The organism is Pseudomonas oryzicola (assembly GCF_014269185.2).
Classification (GTDB): Bacteria; Pseudomonadota; Gammaproteobacteria; order Pseudomonadales; family Pseudomonadaceae; genus Aquipseudomonas; species Aquipseudomonas oryzicola.
This window is the reverse complement of the sequence record NZ_JABWRZ020000001.1, coordinates 2,978,793-2,999,772: the sequence shown is the minus strand read 5'-3', so window position 1 is coordinate 2,999,772 and position 20,980 is coordinate 2,978,793. Positions and strand designations below refer to the sequence as shown.

At 63.1% G+C, this 20,980-nt stretch carries 15 protein-coding genes; 6 read left to right on the top strand and 9 right to left on the bottom strand.

Annotated features, from left to right (window positions below; translation table 11 throughout):
* Window positions 1-64: 64 nt before the first annotated feature.
* The 3 genes from HU760_RS13885 (at window position 65) to HU760_RS13875 (ending at window position 3,247) form a co-directional block, all read left to right on the top strand.
* Window positions 65-1,219 (top strand): GNAT family N-acetyltransferase, encoded by a 1,155-nt coding sequence (locus HU760_RS13885; protein ID WP_186676806.1) that lies wholly within the window; start codon window positions 65-67, stop codon window positions 1,217-1,219.
* Between the two features lie 73 nt (window positions 1,220-1,292).
* Entirely contained in the window at window positions 1,293-2,459 is a 1,167-nt protein-coding gene (locus HU760_RS13880) for a glycosyltransferase 61 family protein (RefSeq protein ID WP_186676808.1), read from the top strand.
* Complete coding sequence (locus HU760_RS13875; RefSeq protein WP_186676810.1) at window positions 2,456-3,247, top strand: AraC family transcriptional regulator; 792 nt, start codon at window positions 2,456-2,458, stop codon at window positions 3,245-3,247. The genes HU760_RS13880 and HU760_RS13875 overlap by 4 nt, the downstream gene beginning before the upstream one ends.
* On the opposite strand, the gene HU760_RS13870 is transcribed toward HU760_RS13875, so the two are convergent.
* Window positions 3,217-3,825 (bottom strand): LysE family translocator, encoded by a 609-nt coding sequence (locus HU760_RS13870; protein ID WP_186676811.1) that lies wholly within the window; start codon window positions 3,823-3,825, stop codon window positions 3,217-3,219. The genes HU760_RS13875 and HU760_RS13870 overlap by 31 nt on opposite strands.
* Before the next feature lie 281 nt (window positions 3,826-4,106).
* Here HU760_RS13870 and HU760_RS13865 point away from each other — a divergent pair, with 281 nt between their 5' ends.
* Window positions 4,107-5,678, top strand: a complete 1,572-nt coding sequence (locus HU760_RS13865; protein WP_186676813.1) for a TerC family protein — start codon at window positions 4,107-4,109, stop codon at window positions 5,676-5,678.
* Here HU760_RS13865 and rarD read toward each other — a convergent pair.
* Both rarD and HU760_RS13855 read right to left on the bottom strand, forming a co-directional pair.
* On the bottom strand, window positions 5,641-6,528 hold the full coding sequence (gene rarD / locus HU760_RS13860; RefSeq protein ID WP_186676821.1) for an EamA family transporter RarD: 888 nt from the start codon (window positions 6,526-6,528) through the stop codon (window positions 5,641-5,643). The genes HU760_RS13865 and rarD overlap by 38 nt on opposite strands.
* A gap of 31 nt (window positions 6,529-6,559) precedes the next feature.
* Entirely contained in the window at window positions 6,560-8,146 is a 1,587-nt protein-coding gene (locus tag HU760_RS13855; protein WP_186676825.1) for an EAL domain-containing protein, read from the bottom strand.
* A 299-nt stretch (window positions 8,147-8,445) separates the two neighbouring features.
* Between HU760_RS13855 and hppD the strand changes: the two genes are divergently transcribed.
* Window positions 8,446-9,522, top strand: coding sequence for a 4-hydroxyphenylpyruvate dioxygenase (hppD, locus tag HU760_RS13850; protein ID WP_186676827.1), 1,077 nt, complete (start codon window positions 8,446-8,448; stop codon window positions 9,520-9,522).
* A gap of 18 nt (window positions 9,523-9,540) precedes the next feature.
* On the opposite strand, the gene HU760_RS13845 is transcribed toward hppD, so the two are convergent.
* Together HU760_RS13845 and HU760_RS13840 are read right to left on the bottom strand one after the other, a co-directional pair.
* Complete coding sequence (locus HU760_RS13845; RefSeq protein WP_186676829.1) at window positions 9,541-10,347, bottom strand: CSS-motif domain-containing protein; 807 nt, start codon at window positions 10,345-10,347, stop codon at window positions 9,541-9,543.
* 132 nt (window positions 10,348-10,479) lie between these two features.
* A complete protein-coding gene (locus tag HU760_RS13840) occupies window positions 10,480-11,166 on the bottom strand; it encodes a type 1 glutamine amidotransferase domain-containing protein (RefSeq protein WP_186676830.1) in 687 nt (228 codons plus the stop codon).
* Between the two features lie 165 nt (window positions 11,167-11,331).
* Between HU760_RS13840 and HU760_RS13835 the strand changes: the two genes are divergently transcribed.
* Window positions 11,332-13,398 carry a hybrid sensor histidine kinase/response regulator gene (locus HU760_RS13835; RefSeq protein ID WP_186676832.1) on the top strand — a complete coding sequence of 689 codons (2,067 nt, stop codon included), beginning with the start codon at window positions 11,332-11,334 and terminating at the stop codon, window positions 13,396-13,398.
* 6 nt (window positions 13,399-13,404) lie between these two features.
* Here HU760_RS13835 and HU760_RS13830 read toward each other — a convergent pair whose 3' ends face one another.
* From HU760_RS13830 to HU760_RS13815, 4 genes are all read right to left on the bottom strand, one after another.
* On the bottom strand, window positions 13,405-15,021 hold the full coding sequence (locus HU760_RS13830; protein ID WP_186676835.1) for an ATP-binding protein: 1,617 nt from the start codon (window positions 15,019-15,021) through the stop codon (window positions 13,405-13,407).
* Window positions 15,022-15,101: 80 nt separating this feature from the next.
* A complete protein-coding gene (locus HU760_RS13825) occupies window positions 15,102-16,157 on the bottom strand; it encodes a HEAT repeat domain-containing protein (protein ID WP_186676838.1) in 1,056 nt (351 codons plus the stop codon).
* A 221-nt stretch (window positions 16,158-16,378) separates the two neighbouring features.
* On the bottom strand, window positions 16,379-17,794 hold the full coding sequence (locus HU760_RS13820; protein WP_186676840.1) for an efflux transporter outer membrane subunit: 1,416 nt from the start codon (window positions 17,792-17,794) through the stop codon (window positions 16,379-16,381).
* Entirely contained in the window at window positions 17,791-20,970 is a 3,180-nt protein-coding gene (locus HU760_RS13815; RefSeq protein ID WP_186676842.1) for an efflux RND transporter permease subunit, read from the bottom strand. The genes HU760_RS13820 and HU760_RS13815 overlap by 4 nt, the downstream gene beginning before the upstream one ends.
* Window positions 20,971-20,980 lie beyond the last annotated feature (10 nt).

The following is a 20,980-nucleotide window of genomic DNA, read 5'->3' as shown; positions in this document are numbered from 1 at the left end:
TTGTTGCTCAGTAGTTGTCCTTTTCCGATAGACCAAGAGCACATCGAAGGACGTCGAAGAAGAAATGAAAGCAACCTTGACGGCATTGGCGCGAAAACACGTGTCGCCCTCGATACGCTACGAAATGAGACACCTGGCCAGCAAATTGCGTGAAGGGCTGGCGCGTGCCTGTTTCTGGCGCTGGGAAGTGGCCAGGTTCCGCTTGCAACAGGAAAGCCCCTACGAAATTGTCTATGTCGGGCGCAAGCAGCAAAGAGAAATGGCCAAGCTGCTGATCGCCGGCAAGGGCCAGGCCAGTACAGCAATCATCGACAGCACCAGTGCAACGACGGCAGCCGATCATGTGGTGCTGGTTAGCGAAATGCCCACGACAGGGGCGTTGTCGGTGCCGCATTACCTGAGCGCCGTGGTACCGCTGGGCCGCCCGCTGGAGGCCATCACGGCGCGCTACGACAGTGAGCTCAGACGCAGCATCCGCAAGCACCGCCCACTGTACCGCATGCGCCAGGCCCTGACGGACGAGGAAATCGCCATGGCCGACCGCGACCTTCTGCGCCCCTACGCCAGCGCGAGGCAGGGTATCCATGCTGCGCAGTTTCCCACACCGGAAGTGTTTCGCATTGCCAGGGGCGTCGGCCGGCTCGACCTGATCACGCTGAACGATGAAGTGATTGGCTGCCACTTGGGCTGCGAAGTGGTGCGCGGCGGCAAGCGTTATTGGAGCACATTGCGTTTTGGCTATTGCGCGGCGGTGTTTTCCGATGCGCGCAAGTTACGCGAGGTGAACTCGATCACTACCTTCATGGCGCTGGAATGGGCCCTGGAGAAGGGCTTCGATTATTACGACATCGGCCTTTGCCTGGCACGCCCGGACGACGGTTTGTTGAAATGGAAGCGCCGCCGCGGTGGCGATATCGATTCGCTGGGCAATTATGCCTGTCTGTTTGTTCGCTTACCCAGGACTGGCACCGCGAAGTTTCTCTGGGACACCCCGATGTTTGCGATCGAAGGCGACAAGCTCACCTTGCATCTGGGGTTGCCCGAGGGCCCGAATGACGAGGAAGTTGCCAGCCGCTACCAGGAAATGGTGTTTGGCGGCCTGCACAAGATCTACCTCTATGGTCGCAGCGGTGCAGGCGAACCGTTCATAGAGAACTTGCGCAGCCGCTACGCCAGCTTGCAGTCACCGCCCACCATGGAGCGGGTCATGTGCAGCTGAAAGGCTGCCAGGGAGGCATTGATCTGGCATCCAGCGCCAAGTCTGTGGCCACGTTAGCAAGGGAGAACGCCTCATGGGCAGCGACATCTCGCAGTTCAGCGCATCACCGCCCGCCCGGCAGCACACCTGGACCTTGGCCGCCTACCACTACATGCTGCGCAAACGGCTGGGCAGGCGCAGCGTCATCGATCTAAAGAGCGTCGCGGCCAGCAGTTGGGACATCGCTCCCGGTGAGGTCACGGTCTCGCCCCCGGCCATTTATCTGCCAGGCCAACTGGAGCGGGTGACGGGCTGGGAAGGCAAGCGGTTCTATCCGTACGTGCATCCGGGGCCGACCATGCGCGGCGGCATCAGCATGCAGCAGGGGCCGACCCGCGGGTACCTGATCAAGGATGTGTGGCTGGTCGAGGGGGCACTGTACAAGGGCAAGGCCAGCCATTGGCTGTCGCTGAAGCCAAGCACTTTCCCGACCATCAGCGTGGACCACGAAATTGATCGCGGGGCAGTCTACTGCACGCAGAATGGCAATACCTGGTTCGGCAACTGGCTGACGGAAGATTGCCCGACCTACGCGTTGGCCTGCAACGAGGGCGTACCGGTGACCACGGCGCCTTCGGCCAGATTCCCGCTGTACCCCCAGGTGCCGGCCTATGAAGACTGGCTGGAGATGAAACCGCTGCGCTTGCGCAGTGCGTTCTTCCGAGAACTGGTGCTGTTCGAGGACCAGGCCAACAACCGCAGTCGGCATGCCCGTTACCGGGCCATGAGCAACAAGTTGCTGGCGCATGTGGTGCATGCCCCGCACCCCGGTGTGTTTGTGCTGCGTGGTGGCGAAGGTGACCGGCGCCTGTTGCGCAACGAACTGGCGCTGGCCGAGCACCTGCGCGCGACCCGCGGCTTTCGCATCGTCAACCCGGCGAAGGCCGACGTAGCGAGCATCGTGGCAGCCTGTGCAGGTGCGCGCGTGGTCATCGGCGTCGAAGGTAGCCAGCTGGCGCACGGGGTCAATGTACTGCAGCCGGGTGGCTGCCTGCTGGCCTTGCAACCGCCCAACCGGTTTGTCAGCTACTACAAGTACCTGACGGATCGTGACCAGCAGCATTTTGCCTTTGTGGTGGGGAGGCCGGACGGCGATGGTTTCACGGTCGATATCGGCGAAGTGGAACGGACGCTGGACCTGGTTGCACGACAGGCGTGTAGTATCCTGGGTCGTGGCGGTGACCAGCGGAGCGAGGGATGATCGAAGTATCAAGGTTCTGGCGTGATCCGGCGTTGCCCTTCGTCGAAGCTCGACGGGTAGGGGATGGGCGCCAGGTGTGCTATGCCGCGCATTCTCACGAGAGCTTTTCCCTCGGGGTGATCACCGGCGGGCGCAGCACCTACCTGAACGGTGACCGGCAGTTCGAGGTGGCAGCGGGTACCACGGTGCTGATGAACCCGGGCGTGGTGCATGCCTGCAACCCCATTGCCGGGGAAGCATGGTCGTACCTGATGCTGTTCGTCGACATGCCCTGGTTGCAGGCGCAGGGGTTTGCCTTGCCGGCCCAGGCCTGGAGTCGCTCGCCGGAATTGTACCGGCGGCTGTTGCAGCTGTTTGCCGACCTGTTCGATGCCAGCGTGCCAGACCGCGAACAACGCCTGGCGACGCTGTTTGCCGCGTTGCCGGGCCTGCTCGGCGGCCATGGTGGTGTGCCCGAGGAGGGTAACCCGCGGTTGGCCGCCGCGGCTGCGTTCATCCGTGCCCATCGCAGCGACCCGCTGAGCCTGGAGGACATCTGCGCCGCCTGCGGTCTGTCACGCTCCTACCTGATCCGCGCATTCCGCCAGCGCTTCGGCCTGACGCCGCATGGCTACCTGCTCGACCAGCGTGTGCAACTGGCCAGGGCGCAGTTGCGCCAGGGCCGGGCGATTGCCGAGGTGGCGCAGGAAGCCGGGTTTGCCGACCAGGCACACCTGCAGCGGGCGTTCAAGCAGCACCTGGCGGCGACCCCCGGGCATTACCGCAATGCCGCCACTTGCTGGCCCTGAAGCACCAGGTAGATCGCGCTGCCCACCAACAGCACGGCCAAGCCCCGGTTCAGCCGGCGCAGGTGCCGTGGGTTGCCCAGGTATTGCCGGATCACGCTGCCTGCCCACGCCCAGCTGGCCACTGAAAGGAAGCAGATCGGCCCATAGATCCAGGCGAACAGCCACAGCAGCTGCTGCTCACCGCCGGTGTAGGCACCCACCCCGGCCACCGCTGCCAGCCAGGCCTTGGGGTTGAGCCATTGCATCGCCGCGCCGTGCCACGCCGAAGGGGCCTGGAGCGGATGGCTGCCCCCCAGTTGCCCATCGTCGGCTGCCAGCTTCCACGCCATGTACAGCAGGAACGCCACACCGCCCCAGTGCAGTAGCAGGCCCAGTAGTGGCCAGCGCAGCAGCAACTGGTGCAGGCCCAGGCCGACCAGCACCAGCAGCAGACAGAAGCCCAGCGTGGCGCCGGCCACATGGGCCAGGCTGGCGCGCAGGCCATGGCGGGCACCGCTGCCCAGCGCGACGATGTTGACCGGGCCGGGGGAGATCGAAGCCGCCAGTGCGAAGGCGGCCATGGACAGGGACAGGCTCATGAGAAAATCCGTTTGGTTGAGGGAGGGTTTCATCCTCGGGTAATGACGGCTGGTGGTATTGAAGAAAAGTACCCATCGCCGGGCCAGCGTTTCGCTACGGTTAGTGGCTACAGGTTTTGTAATAGTTTTGTGTTATCAAGATCAGCTGCTCAGCCGGTACGATCGTTTTCCCTGTTTGCTATCAAGGTCCCTATGAGCACCTTTGCGGAGCCCCCCAGTCCCCGGCCTTCACGGCCTTCCTTTTCTCGTCCTCGTGACGTTGCCCACATGAGTATCCGCTAATGGAATGGCTAGCCGACCCCACGGCCTGGCTGGGCCTGTTGACGCTTATCGTCCTCGAACTGGTGCTGGGCATCGACAACCTGGTGTTCATCGCCATCCTCGCCGACAAGCTGCCGCCGCATCAGCGCGACCGCGCACGGGTGATTGGCCTGAGCCTGGCGCTGATCATGCGCCTGGGCCTGCTGGCCAGCATTTCCTGGATGGTCACCCTGACCACGCCGTTGTTCGAGGTGTTTGCCAAGAGCTTCTCCGGCCGGGACCTGATCATGCTGTTCGGTGGTGTGTTCCTGCTGTTCAAGGCCACCATGGAGCTGCATGAACGCCTGGAGGGCCATGTAGCCCAGGCCAGCGGCGCGGTGCGCCATGCCGCGTTCTGGCCGATCGTTGCGCAGATCGTGGTGCTCGACGCGGTGTTCTCGCTTGATGCGGTCATCACCGCAGTGGGCATGGTCGAACAGTTGTCGGTGATGATGATCGCGGTGATCTTCTCGATCGGCATCATGATCGTCGCCAGCAAGCCGCTGACCCGCTTCGTCAACGCCCACCCCACGGTGATCATGCTGTGCCTGGGCTTCCTGATGATGATCGGCTTCAGCCTGACCGCCGAAGGCCTTGGCTTCCATATCCCGAAAGGCTACCTGTACGCGGCGATCGGCTTCTCCATCCTGATCGAACTGTTCAACCAGCTGGCCCGCGCCCGCCGCAAGCGCAGCCTGCAACAGCACCGGCCGCTGCGCGAGCGTACTGCGCATGCCGTGCTGCGCCTGCTGGGTGGTCGCCGGGTCGAGGCTGACGAGGTGGGTGAAGAGATCGCCGACCTGGTTGCGGGCGGCGAGGAGCAGGTGGTGTTCGACCGTCGCGAGCGGGTGATGATCAGTGGCGTGCTGAACCTCGCCGAGCGGCCGATCCGCACGGTGATGACGGCACGCGCCGAGGTCGATGTGATCGACCTGGCGCAGCCGGCCGACGCCATTGCCCAGGCCCTGGCCAATTCGCCGTACTCGCGCCTGCCGTTGATCCGCGATGGGCGCGTGGACGAGCCACTGGGCTTCGTGCACAAGAAGGAACTGCTCAAGGAGCTGCTGGCGGGTAACCAGCCGGACCTGGAAGGCATGGCGCGGGCGCCATTGAACCTGCTGGAAAGCTTCAGCATCCTCAATGCCCTGGAACAGATGCGTGGCCAGTCCACCCACATCGCCTTCGTGGTCAACGAGTTCGGTGACTTTATCGGCCTGCTGACCATGACCGACATCCTCGAGTCGATCGCCGGTGAACTGCCCGATGCCAGCGAGGTTGAAGGGCCGGGCATCGTCGAGGATGGTGAGGGCTTCGTGGTCAGCGGTGCGGTGAACCTGAGCCAGGTGCAGGCACGCACGGGTTTCAGCGCCCGCGCCACCGAGGACTACCAGACCCTCGCGGGCCTGGTCATGAGCCTGCTTGACCGCTTGCCGGTGGTCGGTGACCGCCTGGCCTGGAACGGCTGGACGCTGGTCGTGGAGGCCGTTGAAGAACGGCGTGTGCGCCAGGTTCGGCTTACACCGAACGGCGCCGTTGACGTAGCAGGTGCCTGAACCCTTCGAGGATCAGCACCAGTACCGCGGCCCAGATCGGCAGGTAGGTCAGCCACTGGTCCGGGCCGATGGTTTCGCCGAGCAGCAGTGCCACACCTACCAACAGCACCGGTTCGACATAGCTGAGCAGGCCGAACAGGCTGAAGGGCAGCAAGCGGCTGGCCAGCACATAGGCAATCAGCGCCGAGGCGCTGATTGCCCCGAGAATCGGGATCAGCGCATACAGCCCGGGGTATGCCTGCAGATCGGCTGTGGACAGCGGGCCCTGGATCACGAAATACAATGCCCACGGCAACAGCAGGCACATGTCGCACCACAGGCCACCGAGGTGGTCTGTGCGGCAACGCCGGCGCAACACGAAGTAGATCGGGTAGCCGATCGTTACCACCAGGGTTTCCCAGGCAAAACTGCCATGCTGGAACAGTTCGTGGCCTACGCCCAGCGCGGCACACGCCACGGCCACCTTTTGCAGGCGGGACAGCCGCTCGCCGTAGACCAGCCGCCCGGTCAGGACCATGGCCAGCGGCAACAGGAAGTAGCCCATCGACACTTCCAGGCTGCGCCCGTGCAGGGGCGCCCAGAGGAACAGCCACAACTGCACACCCATCAGCCACGATGTGCCGAGCATGCCCAGCGCCAGCAGCGGCGTGCGTTTTACCCGGGCGAGGAGTTCGCCCACCCGCTTCCAGTCTTGCGAGACAAGCATGAACAGGGTGAGGCAAGGCAAGGTCAACAGCGTGCGCCAGCCAAAGATTTCCTCGCCGTCGAGTGGCGTGAGCAGCGAGGTATAGAAGTACATCACGGCGAACAGACAGGACGCCATGACCGACGAGAGAATGCCTTTTGACACGAATGCCTCGAATTGGAGTTGAGCGGCTGGATCAGCCGCGCATGATCTCAGGGGGCGCAGCCTGCGGCAACCGTGATGCGCTGGCCTGTGCGACCAGCGCTTCGAGGAATGCGGCTGCCGGCATGGGCCTGGCGTAGAGGTAGCCCTGCTGGAAATCCACGTCGTGACGAGCCAGGTAGTCGCGCTGGGCTTCGGTTTCGACCCCCTCGGCGACGATGCCCAGCCCCAGCTTGGCCGACAGCTCGACGATGGTGTCGAGGATATGCACCGAGAGTGCGTCGCCGCCGATCATGGCGACGAAGCTCTGGTCGATCTTCAGGTAATCGACCTTGAACTGGCGCAGGTAGTTGAGGCTGGACTGGCCGGTACCGAAGTCGTCGAGGGCAATTTTCACGCCCATGGCGTCCAGCTTCTCGAACAGTTCCAGGGTCACCGGTGTGGCCTCGACCAGCTTGCGCTCGGTCAGCTCCAGGGTCAGCACCACCCGGCCGGGCGGGAAATGCTGAAGGAAGGTGCGGCAGTCATCCAGCAGGCTGAAGTCGCGGCAATGGTCTGCGGTGATGTTGATACCGATATGAAAACCGTCTTCCAGCAGCCCGGCATACGGCGCCAGGCTCTGTGCAGTGTGGGTCATCAGGGCGCGGGTCATGGCGACGATCTGCCCGCTGTGTTCGGCGTAGGGGATGAACAGATCAGGCCTCACCAGACCTTCCTGCGGGTGGTTCCAGCGCATCAGCACTTCGGCGCCGGCCCAACGGTAGTCACCCTTGCGTACCACCGGCTGGAAGTACGGCAGGAATTCGTCGGCCTCCAGGGCCCGGCGCAATTCGGCACGGGGCGAGGTGATGCGGCGTATCTGCCAGCGGCACGCCAGGGCGGACACCGCGCCCAGCACCAGCAGCAGGCCGAACAGGGCGGGGTAGTGGCTGCGCCATAGCTGGCCTTGCCTGTCGCTGCCATAGCCACCGTGCACGCTGAACGGGTAACGCGTCGAGCCCACCTGTACATTCGCCTTGGCGGCGGCGGGTGGCTGGCCTTTGTGCACGATGCCATCCTTGCCCAACCAGGCATTGCCCACGCGAATCTGCAGCGTTTCGTCGGGGCCGATCAGGCGCAGCGCAGTGAGCAGGTGCTCACCGTCCACTGTGCTGATCGCACCCTGGTCACCGTCGCTGGCCCGATAGACCAGCAGCGGGTGGCCCGGGGTTACCGAATTGCCATCCATCAGCCACAGCTTGCCATCAGCGTAGTCGCCGGCGTTGACCGGTTCGTCGAAGTCGCCGAACAGTGAGGTGCAATAAAGGGTGTTGTGCCTGAACAGGTTGGTCGAGCGTACGAAGGCGTTGCGCGTGACCTCGGCGCGCAATCTGAGCTGGGCCTGCCCGCACGGGCTGCCGGCAAGCGGCAGCAGAGCATCGGCAGCGCTGGACAGGTTGTCGAGAATGCGTTCGACATGGGTCACCACCTGGCGGGTGGTGGCCTGGCTGGTGGCCTGCATTTCGCGTTCGAGCTGCCAGTTCATCACGGCCAGGCCACACACCACCGGCAGCACGCCGACGACCCAGGGCAGCAGGGTGCGCCAGCTGAGGCCGACGCGGCGCTTGACAGTAAGGGGCATGCTGACCTGATCTGTATTGACAATAACGAGAGGATAGCCGTTTGTCGGGCCGCACGGGTAACTAAAACGCGACAAACGTTTTTACGCCCTGTAGAATCGATTTACGAATACAACAATAAGGTCCTTCAATGCCGAAGGATCAAGCCCGCCGAGAATGGGTCCATATGACATACCATGGGTTCAAGCTGATCATAGGTGACTTCCTCGCCCGCAGCGTGCGTGGAATTCCCTGCTCACCGCCGTTTCTGTTCGACATCCCACGCAATCAATAATTTTTCGCTGCAGATGAGGACACGAACATGGCTGATATTTTCGACAATCCAATGGGCCTGATGGGCTTCGAATTCATCGAGCTGGCTTCGCCGACGCCTGGCGTACTCGAACCGGTATTCCAGATACTGGGTTTCACCAAGGTGGCTACCCACCGTTCCAAGGATGTGCACCTGTATCGCCAGGGTGGCATCAACCTGATCCTGAACAACGAGCCCAAGAGCATCGCTTCCTACTTCGCCGCCGAGCATGGCCCGTCGGTGTGCGGCATGGCGTTCCGCGTGCGCAACGCCCATGAGGCTTATGCCCGTGCCCTGGAACTGGGCGCGCAACCGGTGGAAATCGAAACCGGGCCGATGGAACTGCGTCTGCCGGCCATCAAGGGTATCGGTGGTGCACCGTTGTACCTGATCGACCGCTTCGAAGAGGGCAGTTCGATCTACGATATCGATTTCAAGTTCATCGAAGGCGTGGACCGTAATCCGGTGGGTGCCGGCCTGAAGATCATCGATCACCTGACCCACAACGTTTATCGTGGGCGCATGGCGTACTGGGCCGGCTTCTACGAAAAACTGTTCAACTTCCGCGAAATCCGCTACTTCGACATCAAGGGCGAATACACCGGCCTGACTTCCAAGGCCATGACCGCACCGGATGGCATGATCCGCATCCCCCTGAACGAAGAGTCTTCGAAGGGCGCCGGGCAGATCGAAGAGTTCCTGATGCAGTTCAACGGCGAAGGCATCCAGCATGTGGCCTTCCTGACCGACGACCTGCTCAAGACCTGGGATGCCCTGAAAGGCCTCGGCATGCGCTTCATGACGGCACCGCCGCAAACCTACTACGAAATGCTCGAAGAGCGCCTGCCTGGTCATGGCGAGCCAGTCGATGAGTTGAAGGCACGGGGCATTTTGCTCGATGGAGCCTCGCAGCCTGGCGACAAGCGTCTGCTGTTGCAGATCTTCTCGGAAACACTGCTCGGCCCGGTGTTCTTCGAGTTCATCCAGCGCAAAGGGGATGATGGCTTTGGGGAGGGCAACTTCAAGGCGCTGTTCGAATCCATCGAGCGTGACCAGGTGCGTCGTGGTGTACTGAACACCGACTGACAGCCCTGGGTACCGCCGTCACGAATCGATGGCGGCGGTATTGGCCGTCCTTTTGCGCGTTCTGGGCAGGCCCAGGTATGTAATGAACATGCTGGCGACCCCGACCAGTACCAGTGAGGGGAGTACCTGATGCAGGGATAGGCGAAACTCCTGCGCGGTGTAGCCTTTGGCGTAGCCACCGATCACTACGTAGCCATATTTTTTCGACACTGCTCGCTGGCTGAATTCGGCTTGAGAGGGGCGTTGTGGATCGCGGCTGTCCCCATCGCTCCAGATGTACAGGTCGTTGAATTCCAGCAGCAGCGTCAAGCCGTCCTGGAAGGCGCGCAGTTCGTCGCGCAGCAGTCGACCGTAGGCTGTTGCGATTACACCGGGGTCGCTGTGCGGTTTCTGGATCTTGATGATCGCCGCGTTGGGCGACGAAGGGGCGTCGAATGCCAGTTGTGTCTGCAGCCCGGACCCGGAAAAAGCGGAGAGATACTCCAAGGGGTCCATGTCCGTCGCACAATACGCTTGTTTGCCGCGGGTCAGCACCAATGAGCGAAGGTGCGGGCTGCTGGCGACTCTCTGGTCCAGCGCACCCAGCACTTCGACACAGGGTTTGCCGGCCAGCGGCAGAGTTTTCTCCAGGCTGGCCTCCATGCGGTCCAGTGCCTGATCGATGCTGAACACCGCCTCCTGAACGGAAATCCTGGCGTTCTCTTCAAGTTTCCTTTCCAGCTGATAGTCCATCACCAGCAACCCGGATAGCACGGGTATCATGCCGATTGCCAGAATCAGCAACAATTTCCGCCAGTTGATAATGTGAGTCTTGCTAGTTGCCATAGGCGTGCCGCTCCGTTGACCCTTGCTGTTCGGGGTGAACAGGTCGACATCGATCCTATGTGCTTGATGATGCTTCGGCTGTAGGCGACAAGTGTTGCGACTTTACAGAAAAGCCGAACTTCGTTGTCAGCTTCACCTCTGTTTCAGTTTCGCCAATACCTTCTCGGCCAGCAGGGCGGTGGAGGCCGGGTTCTGCCCGGTAATCAGGCGATCATCGACCACCACGTAGGGCATCCACGGGTCCTCATGCTTGCTGTAGTCGCCGCCGCGCGCACCCAGCTCGTTCTCCGTCAGGAACGGGACCACCTTGTCCAGCTCGGCGAGCTTTTCCTCGGTGTTGGAAAAGCCGGTCACCTTGCGCCCCTTCAGCAACAGGGTGTGGTCGCTGAGCTTGATGTTCAGCAGGCCGACAACACCGTGGCAGACTGCAGCGATAATGCCGCTGTTCTCATACACCTGGCGCGCCAGTTCCTGCAGCGGCTGGTTATCGACAAAGTCGTACATCACCCCATGGCCGCCGGTGTAATAGATGACGCAGTACTCGCTGGCCTTCACCCGGCCGGGGCTCAATGTGCTGCCCAGGCGAGTCATGAAGCGTTTGTCGTCATACCACTGCCAGTCCAGGTCGGGGGCCATTTGCAGGCTGTGCGGGTCGACGGGGACATAGCCGCCCAGCGGGCTGACATAATCGACCTTGTAGCCGGCTCTTTCGACCGTTTCGACAAAGTGCACCGCTTCCCCCAGCCACAATCCGGTTGCCCGCTTGAGGGTCGGATACTTGGCCGTATTGGTCAGCACCACCAGCATTTTCTTGCTCATGACCATGCTCCCGTCGGCAACCTGAGTGGGCCGTTGCTCCCTGGCCCCAGGGGAAACCTAATGAGCATAGCCGCCCTGTGCACGTGCGCCATAGCGCATGGCGCATGCTGTGCTTAACTTGAACTCCATTCATGGTGCAGCCCTGCACAGCGGGAGTAAGAATAATTGGTCGCAAACGCTACGCCGCACGAACCTGCGTCGCCGGTCATCCTGCAACCGCAGGTTGCGCCATTGGCCGAGACGATGGCCGAACAGATTTCGCAGTTCGATTGGGGGCGTACTTCGCTCGGGCCCTGGCCGCGCTGGCCGGCATCGTTGCGTATCGCCGTCGACATGATGCATTTGTCACCGTTCCCGTGTGCCGTGGTCTGGGGGCCGGATCTCTGCGTGGTCCACAATGATGCCTACCGGGCGTTGCGGCCTGTCTCGCCGTATGCCTTGGGCATGGCCTTCGATACATTGTGGAGCGATGTCTGGCCGCACATGGGGCCTTGGGTGTTCAAAGCCCTTGAGGGGCGCTCGAGTTTCGTCGAGGATCCACCGCTGCGTATCACCTGCGGCGCAGGTGCCGAAGCGCTTTGGTGCGCGTTCGGGTATGCCCCGTTGCACGATGAACTGGGCAGCGTGGCGGGGTTCCTGCACACCGTCATCGAGACCGCCGCCGACCGTGAGGCCCACCGTCATTGGCGCGAACAGGCACGAAGTTTCGAATTGCAGATCGAACGACATGTGGCTGAGCGCAAGCAGTTCTGGCAACTGTCGCGTGACGCAATGATGACCGTTACCCCCGATCTCAGGATGTATGCTGCCAATCCCGCCTGGTACCACACTCTGGGCTGGACGGAAGAGCAGGTGCGCGATGTGCTGGTGCTGGACCTGGTGCATCCGGCCGATCGGGCTGAAGTACAGGTGGCAGTCAGCGGGTTCCTGCAGTACCGCAATACCGAGCAGATCGAGACCCGCCTGCGTCACCGCGATGGCCATTACCACTGGTTTCGCTGGAGCGCGCGCTTCGATGGCAACCTGCTGACTGCGGTTGGTCGGGACATCACCGAGTGCCGTGAGGAAGCCGCTCGTCAATCCGAAGCACTGATGCGCAACCACCAACGCCTGGAGGTGGTTGGCCAGTTGGCCGGAGGCATGGGCCACGAAATGAACAATTTGCTGTCTGGTATTGGCGGTAGCCTCGAACTGTTGCAGCGCCGCCTTCAGGAAGGGCGCCTGGACCGGGTCGAGGCCTATGTAGAGGTGGCGCGCGATTCGGTGCTGCGCGCGATGGAGCTGACTCGTCGCCTGCTGACGTTTTCACGCCACCAGCCCCTGGCTCCGAAGCTGCTGGATTTCAACCGGCAGTTGCGCTTGAGTGAACCTCTGCTGCTCAGGGCATTGGGCGCAGAGATGTGTTTGCACTGGCAGCTGGATGTCACACCGTGGGCGGTATGCGTCGATGTGGGCCAGTTGGAAAATGCCTTGATCAACCTCTGCACCAATGCGCGCGAAGCCTGTCTGGAGCGGGGCAATGTCACGTTGCACAGTGTCAACATGCGGCTGAACGCCTGGTTTCCTGATGAGCATGGCCTGCCACCAGGCGACTATGTTGCCTTGCATGTCGAGGATGATGGGCATGGCATGGCGGCAGCGGACATTGCCAGGGCCTTTGACCCTTTCTTTACCACCAAGCCCGTCGGGCGTGGGTCCGGGCTTGGCTTGTCGATGGTGTACGGCTTTGTCGGCCAGTCGGGTGGGTATGCCTGGATCGAATCGGCGCCGAATCAGGGCACCCGGGTCTCCATGCTTTTTCCACGGTGCCCTGAGCCGGTCCCCGAGGTGCCCCCGGTGATACAGCGCGCGCAGCGCATGGGCAGTGGAGAGCGCCTGCTACTGGTTGATGACGAACTGAGTCTGCGCGCAGTCATGCGCGAGTACCTGGCCGAGCGTGGTTTCGACATCACTGAGGCTGGCGATGCCAATGCTGCGCTGGAGCGCTTCCGCCATGACGGCCCGTTCGACCTGGTGATTACCGACATCGGCCTGCCGGGTGGTTTCAGTGGCCGGCAAGTGGCCAAGGCCATGCGCATGCAGCTTCCACAGCAGAAGATCCTGTTCATCACCGGCTACGCAGATCAGCAGATCGAGGCGCAGTTGCTCGAACAGCCAGGCACGGCGTTGATGAACAAACCGTTTCCGCTGGCGGACCTTGCGGGCGAGGCACTGCGCCTGCTCGATGAGTAAAACAGCTCAGGGCTGCCCCAGAATCTGCTTCACCAGCGCCTGCAATTGCTGCAGTTCGAACGGTTTGCCCATGAGGTACATGCCTGCTTCCAGGAAGCCGTCGCGGGCCATGGCCGTTTCCGCGTAGCCGGTAATGAATAGTATCGGCAAGCGCGGGCGCAAGTTACGGGCAATCTCGGCCAGTTGTCGGCCGTTCATGCCGGGCAAGCCTACATCAGTGAGCAGCAGGTCAACGGGTTGGCTCGAGCGCAACGCCTTCAGCCCATCATTGGCATTGGCGGCACTGTGGCAGGCGAAGCCGTCTTCACGCAGGGCCTGGCACAGCAATTGGCGTACATCCGGGTCATCTTCGACCAGCAGCACGTGACGGCCCCGGCCGTCCTGCACCGGCAACATCGGCTCATTCACTGCCTGGGCCGGGCCCCGGTAGCGTGGCAGGTACAGCTCCACCCGGGTCCCTTGGCCGATCTGGCTATGCAGGGTGACATGGCCGCGGGACTGCTTGCTGAAACCGTACACCATCGACAGGCCCAGGCCGACGCCCTGGCCGATCGCCTTGGTACTGAAGAACGGCTCGAAAGCGTGCTCCAGCGTGCTTTGCGCCATGCCTTGGCCGTCATCGATGATACGCAGGCGCACATAGTCACCGGCACACAAGGCGCCGTCCGTGCCATGCCCGGCATCGATTGGCTGGTTACTCGCCTCGATGCGCAGATGGCCACCACTGGGCATGGCTTCGCAGGCGTTGAGCAGCAGGTTGTCGAGGGCTTCCTGTAATTGCGCGCCATCGGCTTCGACAGGCCATAGACCTTGGGCGATGTCCAGTTGCAGGGTCACGGTCGGGCCCAGGCGGGCCGTCAGGTGCTTGGTCTGCAGCAAGTCGTGCAGGTCGATGCGCTGACTATGCAGCGATTGCCGGGAAGAAAAGGCCAGCAGACGGTGGGTCAGCCGGGCGGCGCGTGACACTGCCTCGCGGCCCATGCGCAGCATGGTGTCCAGGCCGTCGTAGCGGCCCTGCTGCAGGCGCCTGTCGATCAGCTCGAAACTGCCGCCGATGCTGGTGAGCAGGTTGTTGAAATCATGTGCAACCCCTGCGGCGAGTTGGCCGATGGCTTCCATTTTCCGTGCCTGATAGCGGGCGAACTCGCTGCGCTCCCGAGCCTCGCCGGGTTTTACGCCCTGGGCTTGCAGGCGTAGCTGCAGGTCAAGCAACTGGTCGCGTACCTGGTACTGTCGGCGCCGGTTGCGCAGCGCGCTTTCGGCCATCCGCAGCAGTTGGGCGCCTTCGAACGGTACAGCCAGCCACATCAGATTGCCCTGCGGAAGGTGACATGAAGCCGTGATGCTGTGATCGCCTTGGGTGAGCAGCACGATGGGCAGGTCCGACCAGCTGGGTTGCTGATCGAGGAACGCCTGCAGCAGCGGGTCAGGGCCAGGGGCGAATGTTTGCTCGGCAATGAATGCCAGGCCTGCGCCTTCAGCCAGGCCAGCCTGTAGCTGGGCCAGGTCGAGCGCACACAGGCTATCGATGCCGGCGCCGGCGAGCAGCCGAGCGATATCGGCGGCCAACGGCAAGGGCGCCAGGATCAAGGCACGTTCGTCCAGCGCCAACGAACTGGCCACGACGATTCTCCCGTAAGGGTGGTCCGATATCCACTGGACCTTGGCTACTGCCCCAGGGTTCAACCCAGTTGCAACACCGCCTACTGGCCCTGTTGCAACACGGGGTCGTCCGGGTTCTGCTGCTCCAGCTCCGCCAGCAGCACTTGCACGTTCTGCAACTGGCCGGTTTCTTTCCAGTACTGGATCAGCAACACCCGTGCCCGGCGATTGGCCGGTTGCCGATTGATCACGGTTTCCAGCTGTTTCTGCGCCGCATCGTACTGTTCCAGCTCATGCAGAGTGACCGCCAGGGTGTAGCGGTAATCGGTGTTGTCCGGGTCCAGCTCGACCGCACGGGACAAGGCCAGCAGGGCGTATTCGCGCTGTTCATGGCGGTTGAGCCAAAGGCCTAGCTCGTACTGCAAGAATGCCGAGTCGGGGCTCAGGGCCAAGGCCTTGGCCAGGACCTGCCGCGAGGCATCGTGATGACCCTGGCGTTCCAGCAGGCGAACCTGGGTAGCCAATGCATCGAGGTTGCCAGGGGCTACCGCCAGGGCGCGCTGCAGGGCGGTGGCGGCGTGCGAGTAGTCGTTTTCGTGCAGGTACAGGCGCGCCAGGTGTACTTGGGCGTCGGTATCCTCGGGTTGGTCCTCCAGGGCCTGTTGATATTGTTCGAGGGCTGCCTGCAGCGGGCCGAAATACAGGCCGATGGCGTCCGGGTCGAGGCCTAGCAGGGCATCCACGGCGGCAAAGCGCACGCTTTGCTCGTCATCGTCCAGCAGCGGGCCGAGCACCAGGCTACGCTGCGCCGCTGGCAGCAGGCGGCGGATGCTGGCGATGGCCGCCCGCCGTACCAGCGGGTCACCGTGCTCGAGGTCCTGGCGGGCAAGTTTCAATGCTTGCGGCGAAGGGTAGTTGGGCAATTCGGCATACAAGGCGGCACGCCGAACCGCAGGCAGATCGTTGCGTTGCAGTTGCTGGTACAGCACCCGCGCAGCGCCGGGCTGGCCTTCGTGGGCCTGGCGCAAGGCCTTGGCGTAGCTGTGCGCAGGCAAGGTGGGCGGGGGAGGCTGGTCGCCGTGCCACAGGTAGCCGAACAGGGCCGATACCAGGATCAACAGCAGCAGGGCGATCAGGTAGCGGTTGCGTCTGGGCATCGGACGATCCGTGGCGGCGGGAAGCGCAGAGCTTGGGGCAGGTGAGGGGTAAATGCAACCGGGAGAGGACTGCCAGGTGCCTGGCTTGGGTTTTGCGGTGGGGCGGGAATCGAGCGCCGTCCGCTCTGCCTCCCAGGCCATAAAAAAGCCCCGCAGGCTTCGCCTGCGGGGCAAACGGTTGGGGGAGGTACCAACCAAAGGAGTCGTTGAAACAGGTCGAATCAGGGCGCGCTGGCGACGGTCTCCGGTTGCCAGCCGCCGCCGAGGGCCTTGTAGATCGAGACGATGCCGCGGTACAGCTCGACTTCACCCTGGGCTTGCGCATCTTCCGCACTGAGCCGCTCACGCTCGGCATCGAGCAGCACCAGGTAATCCACCGTACCTTCGCGGTAACGAATCGATGCCAGCTCCGCTGCCTTGCGGCTGGCATCGCTCTGGCGCATCAGCGACAGCAGCCGCTGCTGGGTCTTGTCGTAATCGCTGAAGGCGTTGGCCGATTCTTCCAGGGCCAGCAACACGTGCTGTTCATAGTTGGCTAGCGCCCCTTCGGCATCGGCCTTGGCGCCACGCAGGCGAGCCCGCACGCTGCCCAGGTCGAAGGCCGCCCAGGTAATGCTCGGGCCCAGTGCCCAGGCGTTGGCCGCCGAGGAACCGATCTGCGAGCCACGGGCGGCAGTGAAGCCAAGGAAGCCGCTGAGGCTGACGCGGGGGAACAGGTCGGCCGTGGCCACTCCGACATTGGCCGTGGCTGCCGCCAACTGGCGCTCAGCGCTGCGGATGTCCGGGCGCCGGCGCAGCAGTTCTCCCGGGTCACCTACCGGTAACGCCTTGGCGATCGCTGGCAGGGCCTTGGGCGACAGGTCGACGCTGAGCGCCTCGGGGCGCTGGCCAAGCAGGGTGGCGATACGGTGCCGGGCGCGGGCCTGTTCCGCCTGCAGTTGCGGCACCGTGGCCTCGACCCCGGCCAGGCGCGCATCGGCACGCACCACGTCAAGGTCATTGCCGACTCCGGCGTCACGCAGGGTTTCAGTGATGGCCCGCGATTCCTGTTGAGTCTTGAGGTTGGCCAGGGCAATTTTCTCGCGCAACTGAGCACCGCGCAGCTGGCCGTAGGCATCGACCAGCTCGGCGATAAGGCTGACCTGCAACTGCTGCAGGTCGGCTGCAGCCACCGCCTCCTGGGCCTCACTGGCCTCGATCTGGCGCTGGATGCGGCCGAACAGGTCAAGTTCCCACGCCATGTCCAGGCCCAGGTCGTAGCGCTCGCTGTTCACCCGCTGCGTGGTCTGGCCGGGAATCTGGCCCTTGCCGATATCGCTGCTGACGCGGCTGGTGACCACCGGGAATTGATCGTTCTCGGCGTCTTCACGAATCGAGCGGGCCGACTTCAGCCGGGCGAAGGCCACGCGCAGGTCACGGTTGCCGTCCAGCGAGGCCTGCACCAGCTGGTTAAGCACCGGGTCGTCGAACTGCTTCCACCACAGGCTTTCGAAGCGGCTACGATCGTAGGCCTTGGCCTGGATATCGCTGGCCAGCTGCGCAGGCTCGGTGGCCGGTGCCTGGTAGTCCGGGCCGACCGCGCAGGCCGCCAGGGCCAGCGCCAACAGGCTCGGGGTCAGGGGTTTGAGCAGGTTCATGCATGGCTCTCCAGCGAGTTAACGCGTTCGGCCTTGCGGGCCTGGCGGCGTTCGACGAAACGGCGGATCAGGAAGAAGAACACCGGGGTCAGGAACAGGCCAAACACGGTTACACCGATCATCCCCGAGAACACCGCGACACCCATGGCATGGCGCATTTCCGAGCCGGCACCGGAAGAGAACACCAGCGGTACCACGCCCATGATGAAGGCGATCGAGGTCATCAGGATCGGCCGCAGACGCAAGCGACAGGCTTCCAGCACCGCGGCCAGCGGATCGAGGCCCTCGGCCTGCTTGTCCTTGGCGAACTCGACGATCAGGATTGCGTTCTTGCACGCCAGGCCCACCAGTACGATCAGGCCGATCTGGGTGAAGATGTTGTTGTCACCGCCGGAAATGATGACCCCGGTGATGGCCGACAGCAGGGTCATTGGCACGATCAGGATCACCGCCAGCGGCAGGCTCCAGCTTTCGTACTGGGCGGCCAGCACCAGGAACGCCAGCAGTACGCACAGCGGGAAGACGAACAGCGCGGTGTTGCCTGCCAGGATCTGCTGGTAGGTCAGGTCCGTCCATTCGAAGGTCATGCCGTTGGGCAATTCCGCTTTCAGCAGCTTCTCCATCGCCGCTTCCGCCTGGCCAGAGCTGTAGCCTGGCGCCGCAGCGCCGTTGATTTCTGCGGTGATGAAGCCGTTGTAGTGCATCACCCGGTCCGGCCCGGAGGTGTCGCTGACCTTGAGGAAGGTCGCCAGCGGGATCATCTCGCCGAGGTTGTTGCGCACCTTCAACTGGCCGATCTGTTCGGCATCGAGGCGGAACTGCTGCTCAGCCTGGACATTGACCTGGTAAGTGCGACCAAAGCGGTTGAAGTCGTTGGTATACAGCGAGCCCAGGTAGACCTGCAGGGTATCGAAGATGTCGGTGATCGCCACCCCGTGGGTCTTGGCCTTCTCCCGGTCGATGGCCGCATCCACCTGTGGCACGTTGACCTGGTAGCTGGTGAACAGGCCCGCCAGCTCCGGCACGTTGCGGCTCTTGGCAATGACGTTCTGGGTTTCCTTGTACAGCGCTTCGTAGCCCAGGTTGCCGCGGTCCTCGATCTGCAGGCGGAAGCCGCCGATGGTGCCCAGGCCTTGTACCGGTGGTGGCGGGAAGATCGCGATGTAGGCGTCCTGGATATCGGCGAACTGAGCATTCAGCGCGGCGGCGATCGCGCCAGCCGACTGGCTGGGGTCCTTGCGCTCGTCGAACGGCTTGAGCGGGGTGAACACGATGCCGCTGTTCGGGCTATTGGTGAAACCGTTGATCGACAGGCCAGGGAAGGCTACCGAGTCGGCCACGCCAGGCTGCTTCAAGGCAATTTCGCTCATGCGCTTGATGACCGCCTCGGTGCGGTCCAGGCTGGCCGCGTCAGGCAGTTGGGCGAACGCCACCAGGTACTGCTTGTCCTGCGCCGGCACGAAACCGGTCGGGGTGGACGAGAAGCCCAGGTAGGTCAGGCCCATCAGGCCAGCATACACGAACAGGGCGATACCGCTGGAGCGGATGACCCGGCGCACACCGCCGACGTAACGGTTGGAAGCGCGGTCGAAGAAGCGGTTGAACGGCGCAAACAGCCAACTGCCCAGCAGCTTTTCGAGGAACCGCGAGAAACGGTCCTTGGGCGCATGGTGGTCCTTGAGCAGCACGGCCGCCAGGGCTGGCGACAGGGTCAGCGAGTTGAAGGCCGAGATCACCGTGGAGATCGCGATAGTCAGGGCGAACTGCTTGTAGAACTGCCCGGTCAGGCCGGAAATGAACGCGGCAGGCACGAACACGGCGCACAGTACCAGGGCGGTGGCGATGATCGGGCCGGTCACCTCGCTCATGGCCTTTTGCGTGGCATCCAGCGGTTTCAGGCCGAGGCCGATGTTGCGCTCGACGTTTTCCACCACCACGATGGCGTCGTCCACCACGATACCGATGGCAAGGACCAGGCCGAACAGTGACAGCGCGTTGAGCGAGAAGCCGAACAGGTGCATGACCGCGAAGGTACCGATCAGCGAGACTGGCACAGCCAGCAGCGGGATGATCGAGGCGCGCCAGGTCTGCAGGAACAGGATCACCACCAGCACCACCAGCACCAGGGCTTCGAACAAGGTGTGCACCACCGCTTCGATGGAGCCACGGACGAACACGGTCGGGTCATAGACGATGCTGTAGTCCATGCCTTCGGGGAAGTCCTTTTTCAGCTCGGCCATTTTCGCCCGCACTTCGTCGGAGATCTCGATGGCATTGGAGCCTGGGCGCTGGAAGATCGGGATGGCGACCGCCGGCTGGTTGTTCAGCAGCGAGCGCAGGGCGTACTGGCTGGAGCCGAGTTCGACCCGGGCGATGTCCTTCAGGCGGGTGATCTCGCCGTCGGCGCCGGCACGGATGATGATGTTCTCGAATTCTTCCTCGCTGACCAGACGGCCCTGGGTGTTGATCGACAGCTGGAAGCTGGTCGAACCCGGGGCGGGCGGGGCGCCCAGCTGGCCGGCGGCCACCTGGCGGTTCTGCTCGCGAATCGCGGCCACCACGTCGCTGGCAGTGAGGTTGCGCGAAGCGGTCTTGTTCGGGTCGAGCCAGACGCGCAGCGAGTAGTCACCCATGCCGAACAGTTGCACGTCGCCCACGCCGCCCAGGCGCGCCAGCTCGTCCTTGATGTTGAGGATGGCGTAGTTGGACAGGTAGAGCATGTCGTAGCGGTTGTCCGGCGAGGTCAGGTGCACGACCATGGTCAGGTCGGGCGAGGCCTTGTCGACGGTGATACCGATGCGGGTCACTTCCTCGGGCAGCTTGGGCTGGGTGCGGGTGACGCGGTTCTGTACCTGCACCTGGGCGTTGTCCAGGTCGGTGCCCAGGGCGAAGGTGATGGTCAGCGTCAGTTTGCCGTCAGCGGTGGACTGGGAAGACATGTACAGCATGTTCTCCACACCGGTGATGGCCTGCTCCAGCGGCGCAGCCACGGTTTCGCCGATAACCTTGGGGTTGGCGCCGGGGAAGTTGGCGCGCACCACCACGGTTGGCGGCACGACTTCGGGGTATTCGCTGATCGGCAGCTGGAACAGCGAGATCGCACCCGCGATCAGCAGCACCAGCGACAGCACTGCGGCGAAAATCGGCCGGGTAATGAAGAATTTCGAGAAGTTCATCGGAGGGGTC

What these genes read in the sequence shown, in the direction of transcription:
- HU760_RS13870 (WP_186676811.1), bottom strand. Translation starts at nt 3,825, where the DNA reads ATGAGCCTGTCCCTGTCCATGGCCGCCTTCGCACTGGCGGCTTCGATC.
- HU760_RS13865 (WP_186676813.1), top strand. Translation starts at nt 4,107, where the DNA reads ATGGAATGGCTAGCCGACCCCACGGCCTGGCTGGGCCTGTTGACGCTT.
- HU760_RS13885 (WP_186676806.1), top strand. Translation starts at nt 65, where the DNA reads ATGAAAGCAACCTTGACGGCATTGGCGCGAAAACACGTGTCGCCCTCG.
- hppD (WP_186676827.1), top strand. Translation starts at nt 8,446, where the DNA reads ATGGCTGATATTTTCGACAATCCAATGGGCCTGATGGGCTTCGAATTC.
- HU760_RS13875 (WP_186676810.1), top strand. Translation starts at nt 2,456, where the DNA reads ATGATCGAAGTATCAAGGTTCTGGCGTGATCCGGCGTTGCCCTTCGTC.
- HU760_RS13815 (WP_186676842.1), bottom strand. Translation starts at nt 20,970, where the DNA reads ATGAACTTCTCGAAATTCTTCATTACCCGGCCGATTTTCGCCGCAGTG.
- HU760_RS13825 (WP_186676838.1), bottom strand. Translation starts at nt 16,157, where the DNA reads ATGCCCAGACGCAACCGCTACCTGATCGCCCTGCTGCTGTTGATCCTG.
- HU760_RS13840 (WP_186676830.1), bottom strand. Translation starts at nt 11,166, where the DNA reads ATGAGCAAGAAAATGCTGGTGGTGCTGACCAATACGGCCAAGTATCCG.
- HU760_RS13820 (WP_186676840.1), bottom strand. Translation starts at nt 17,794, where the DNA reads ATGAACCTGCTCAAACCCCTGACCCCGAGCCTGTTGGCGCTGGCCCTG.
- HU760_RS13880 (WP_186676808.1), top strand. Translation starts at nt 1,293, where the DNA reads ATGGGCAGCGACATCTCGCAGTTCAGCGCATCACCGCCCGCCCGGCAG.
- HU760_RS13845 (WP_186676829.1), bottom strand. Translation starts at nt 10,347, where the DNA reads ATGGCAACTAGCAAGACTCACATTATCAACTGGCGGAAATTGTTGCTG.
- HU760_RS13855 (WP_186676825.1), bottom strand. Translation starts at nt 8,146, where the DNA reads ATGCCCCTTACTGTCAAGCGCCGCGTCGGCCTCAGCTGGCGCACCCTG.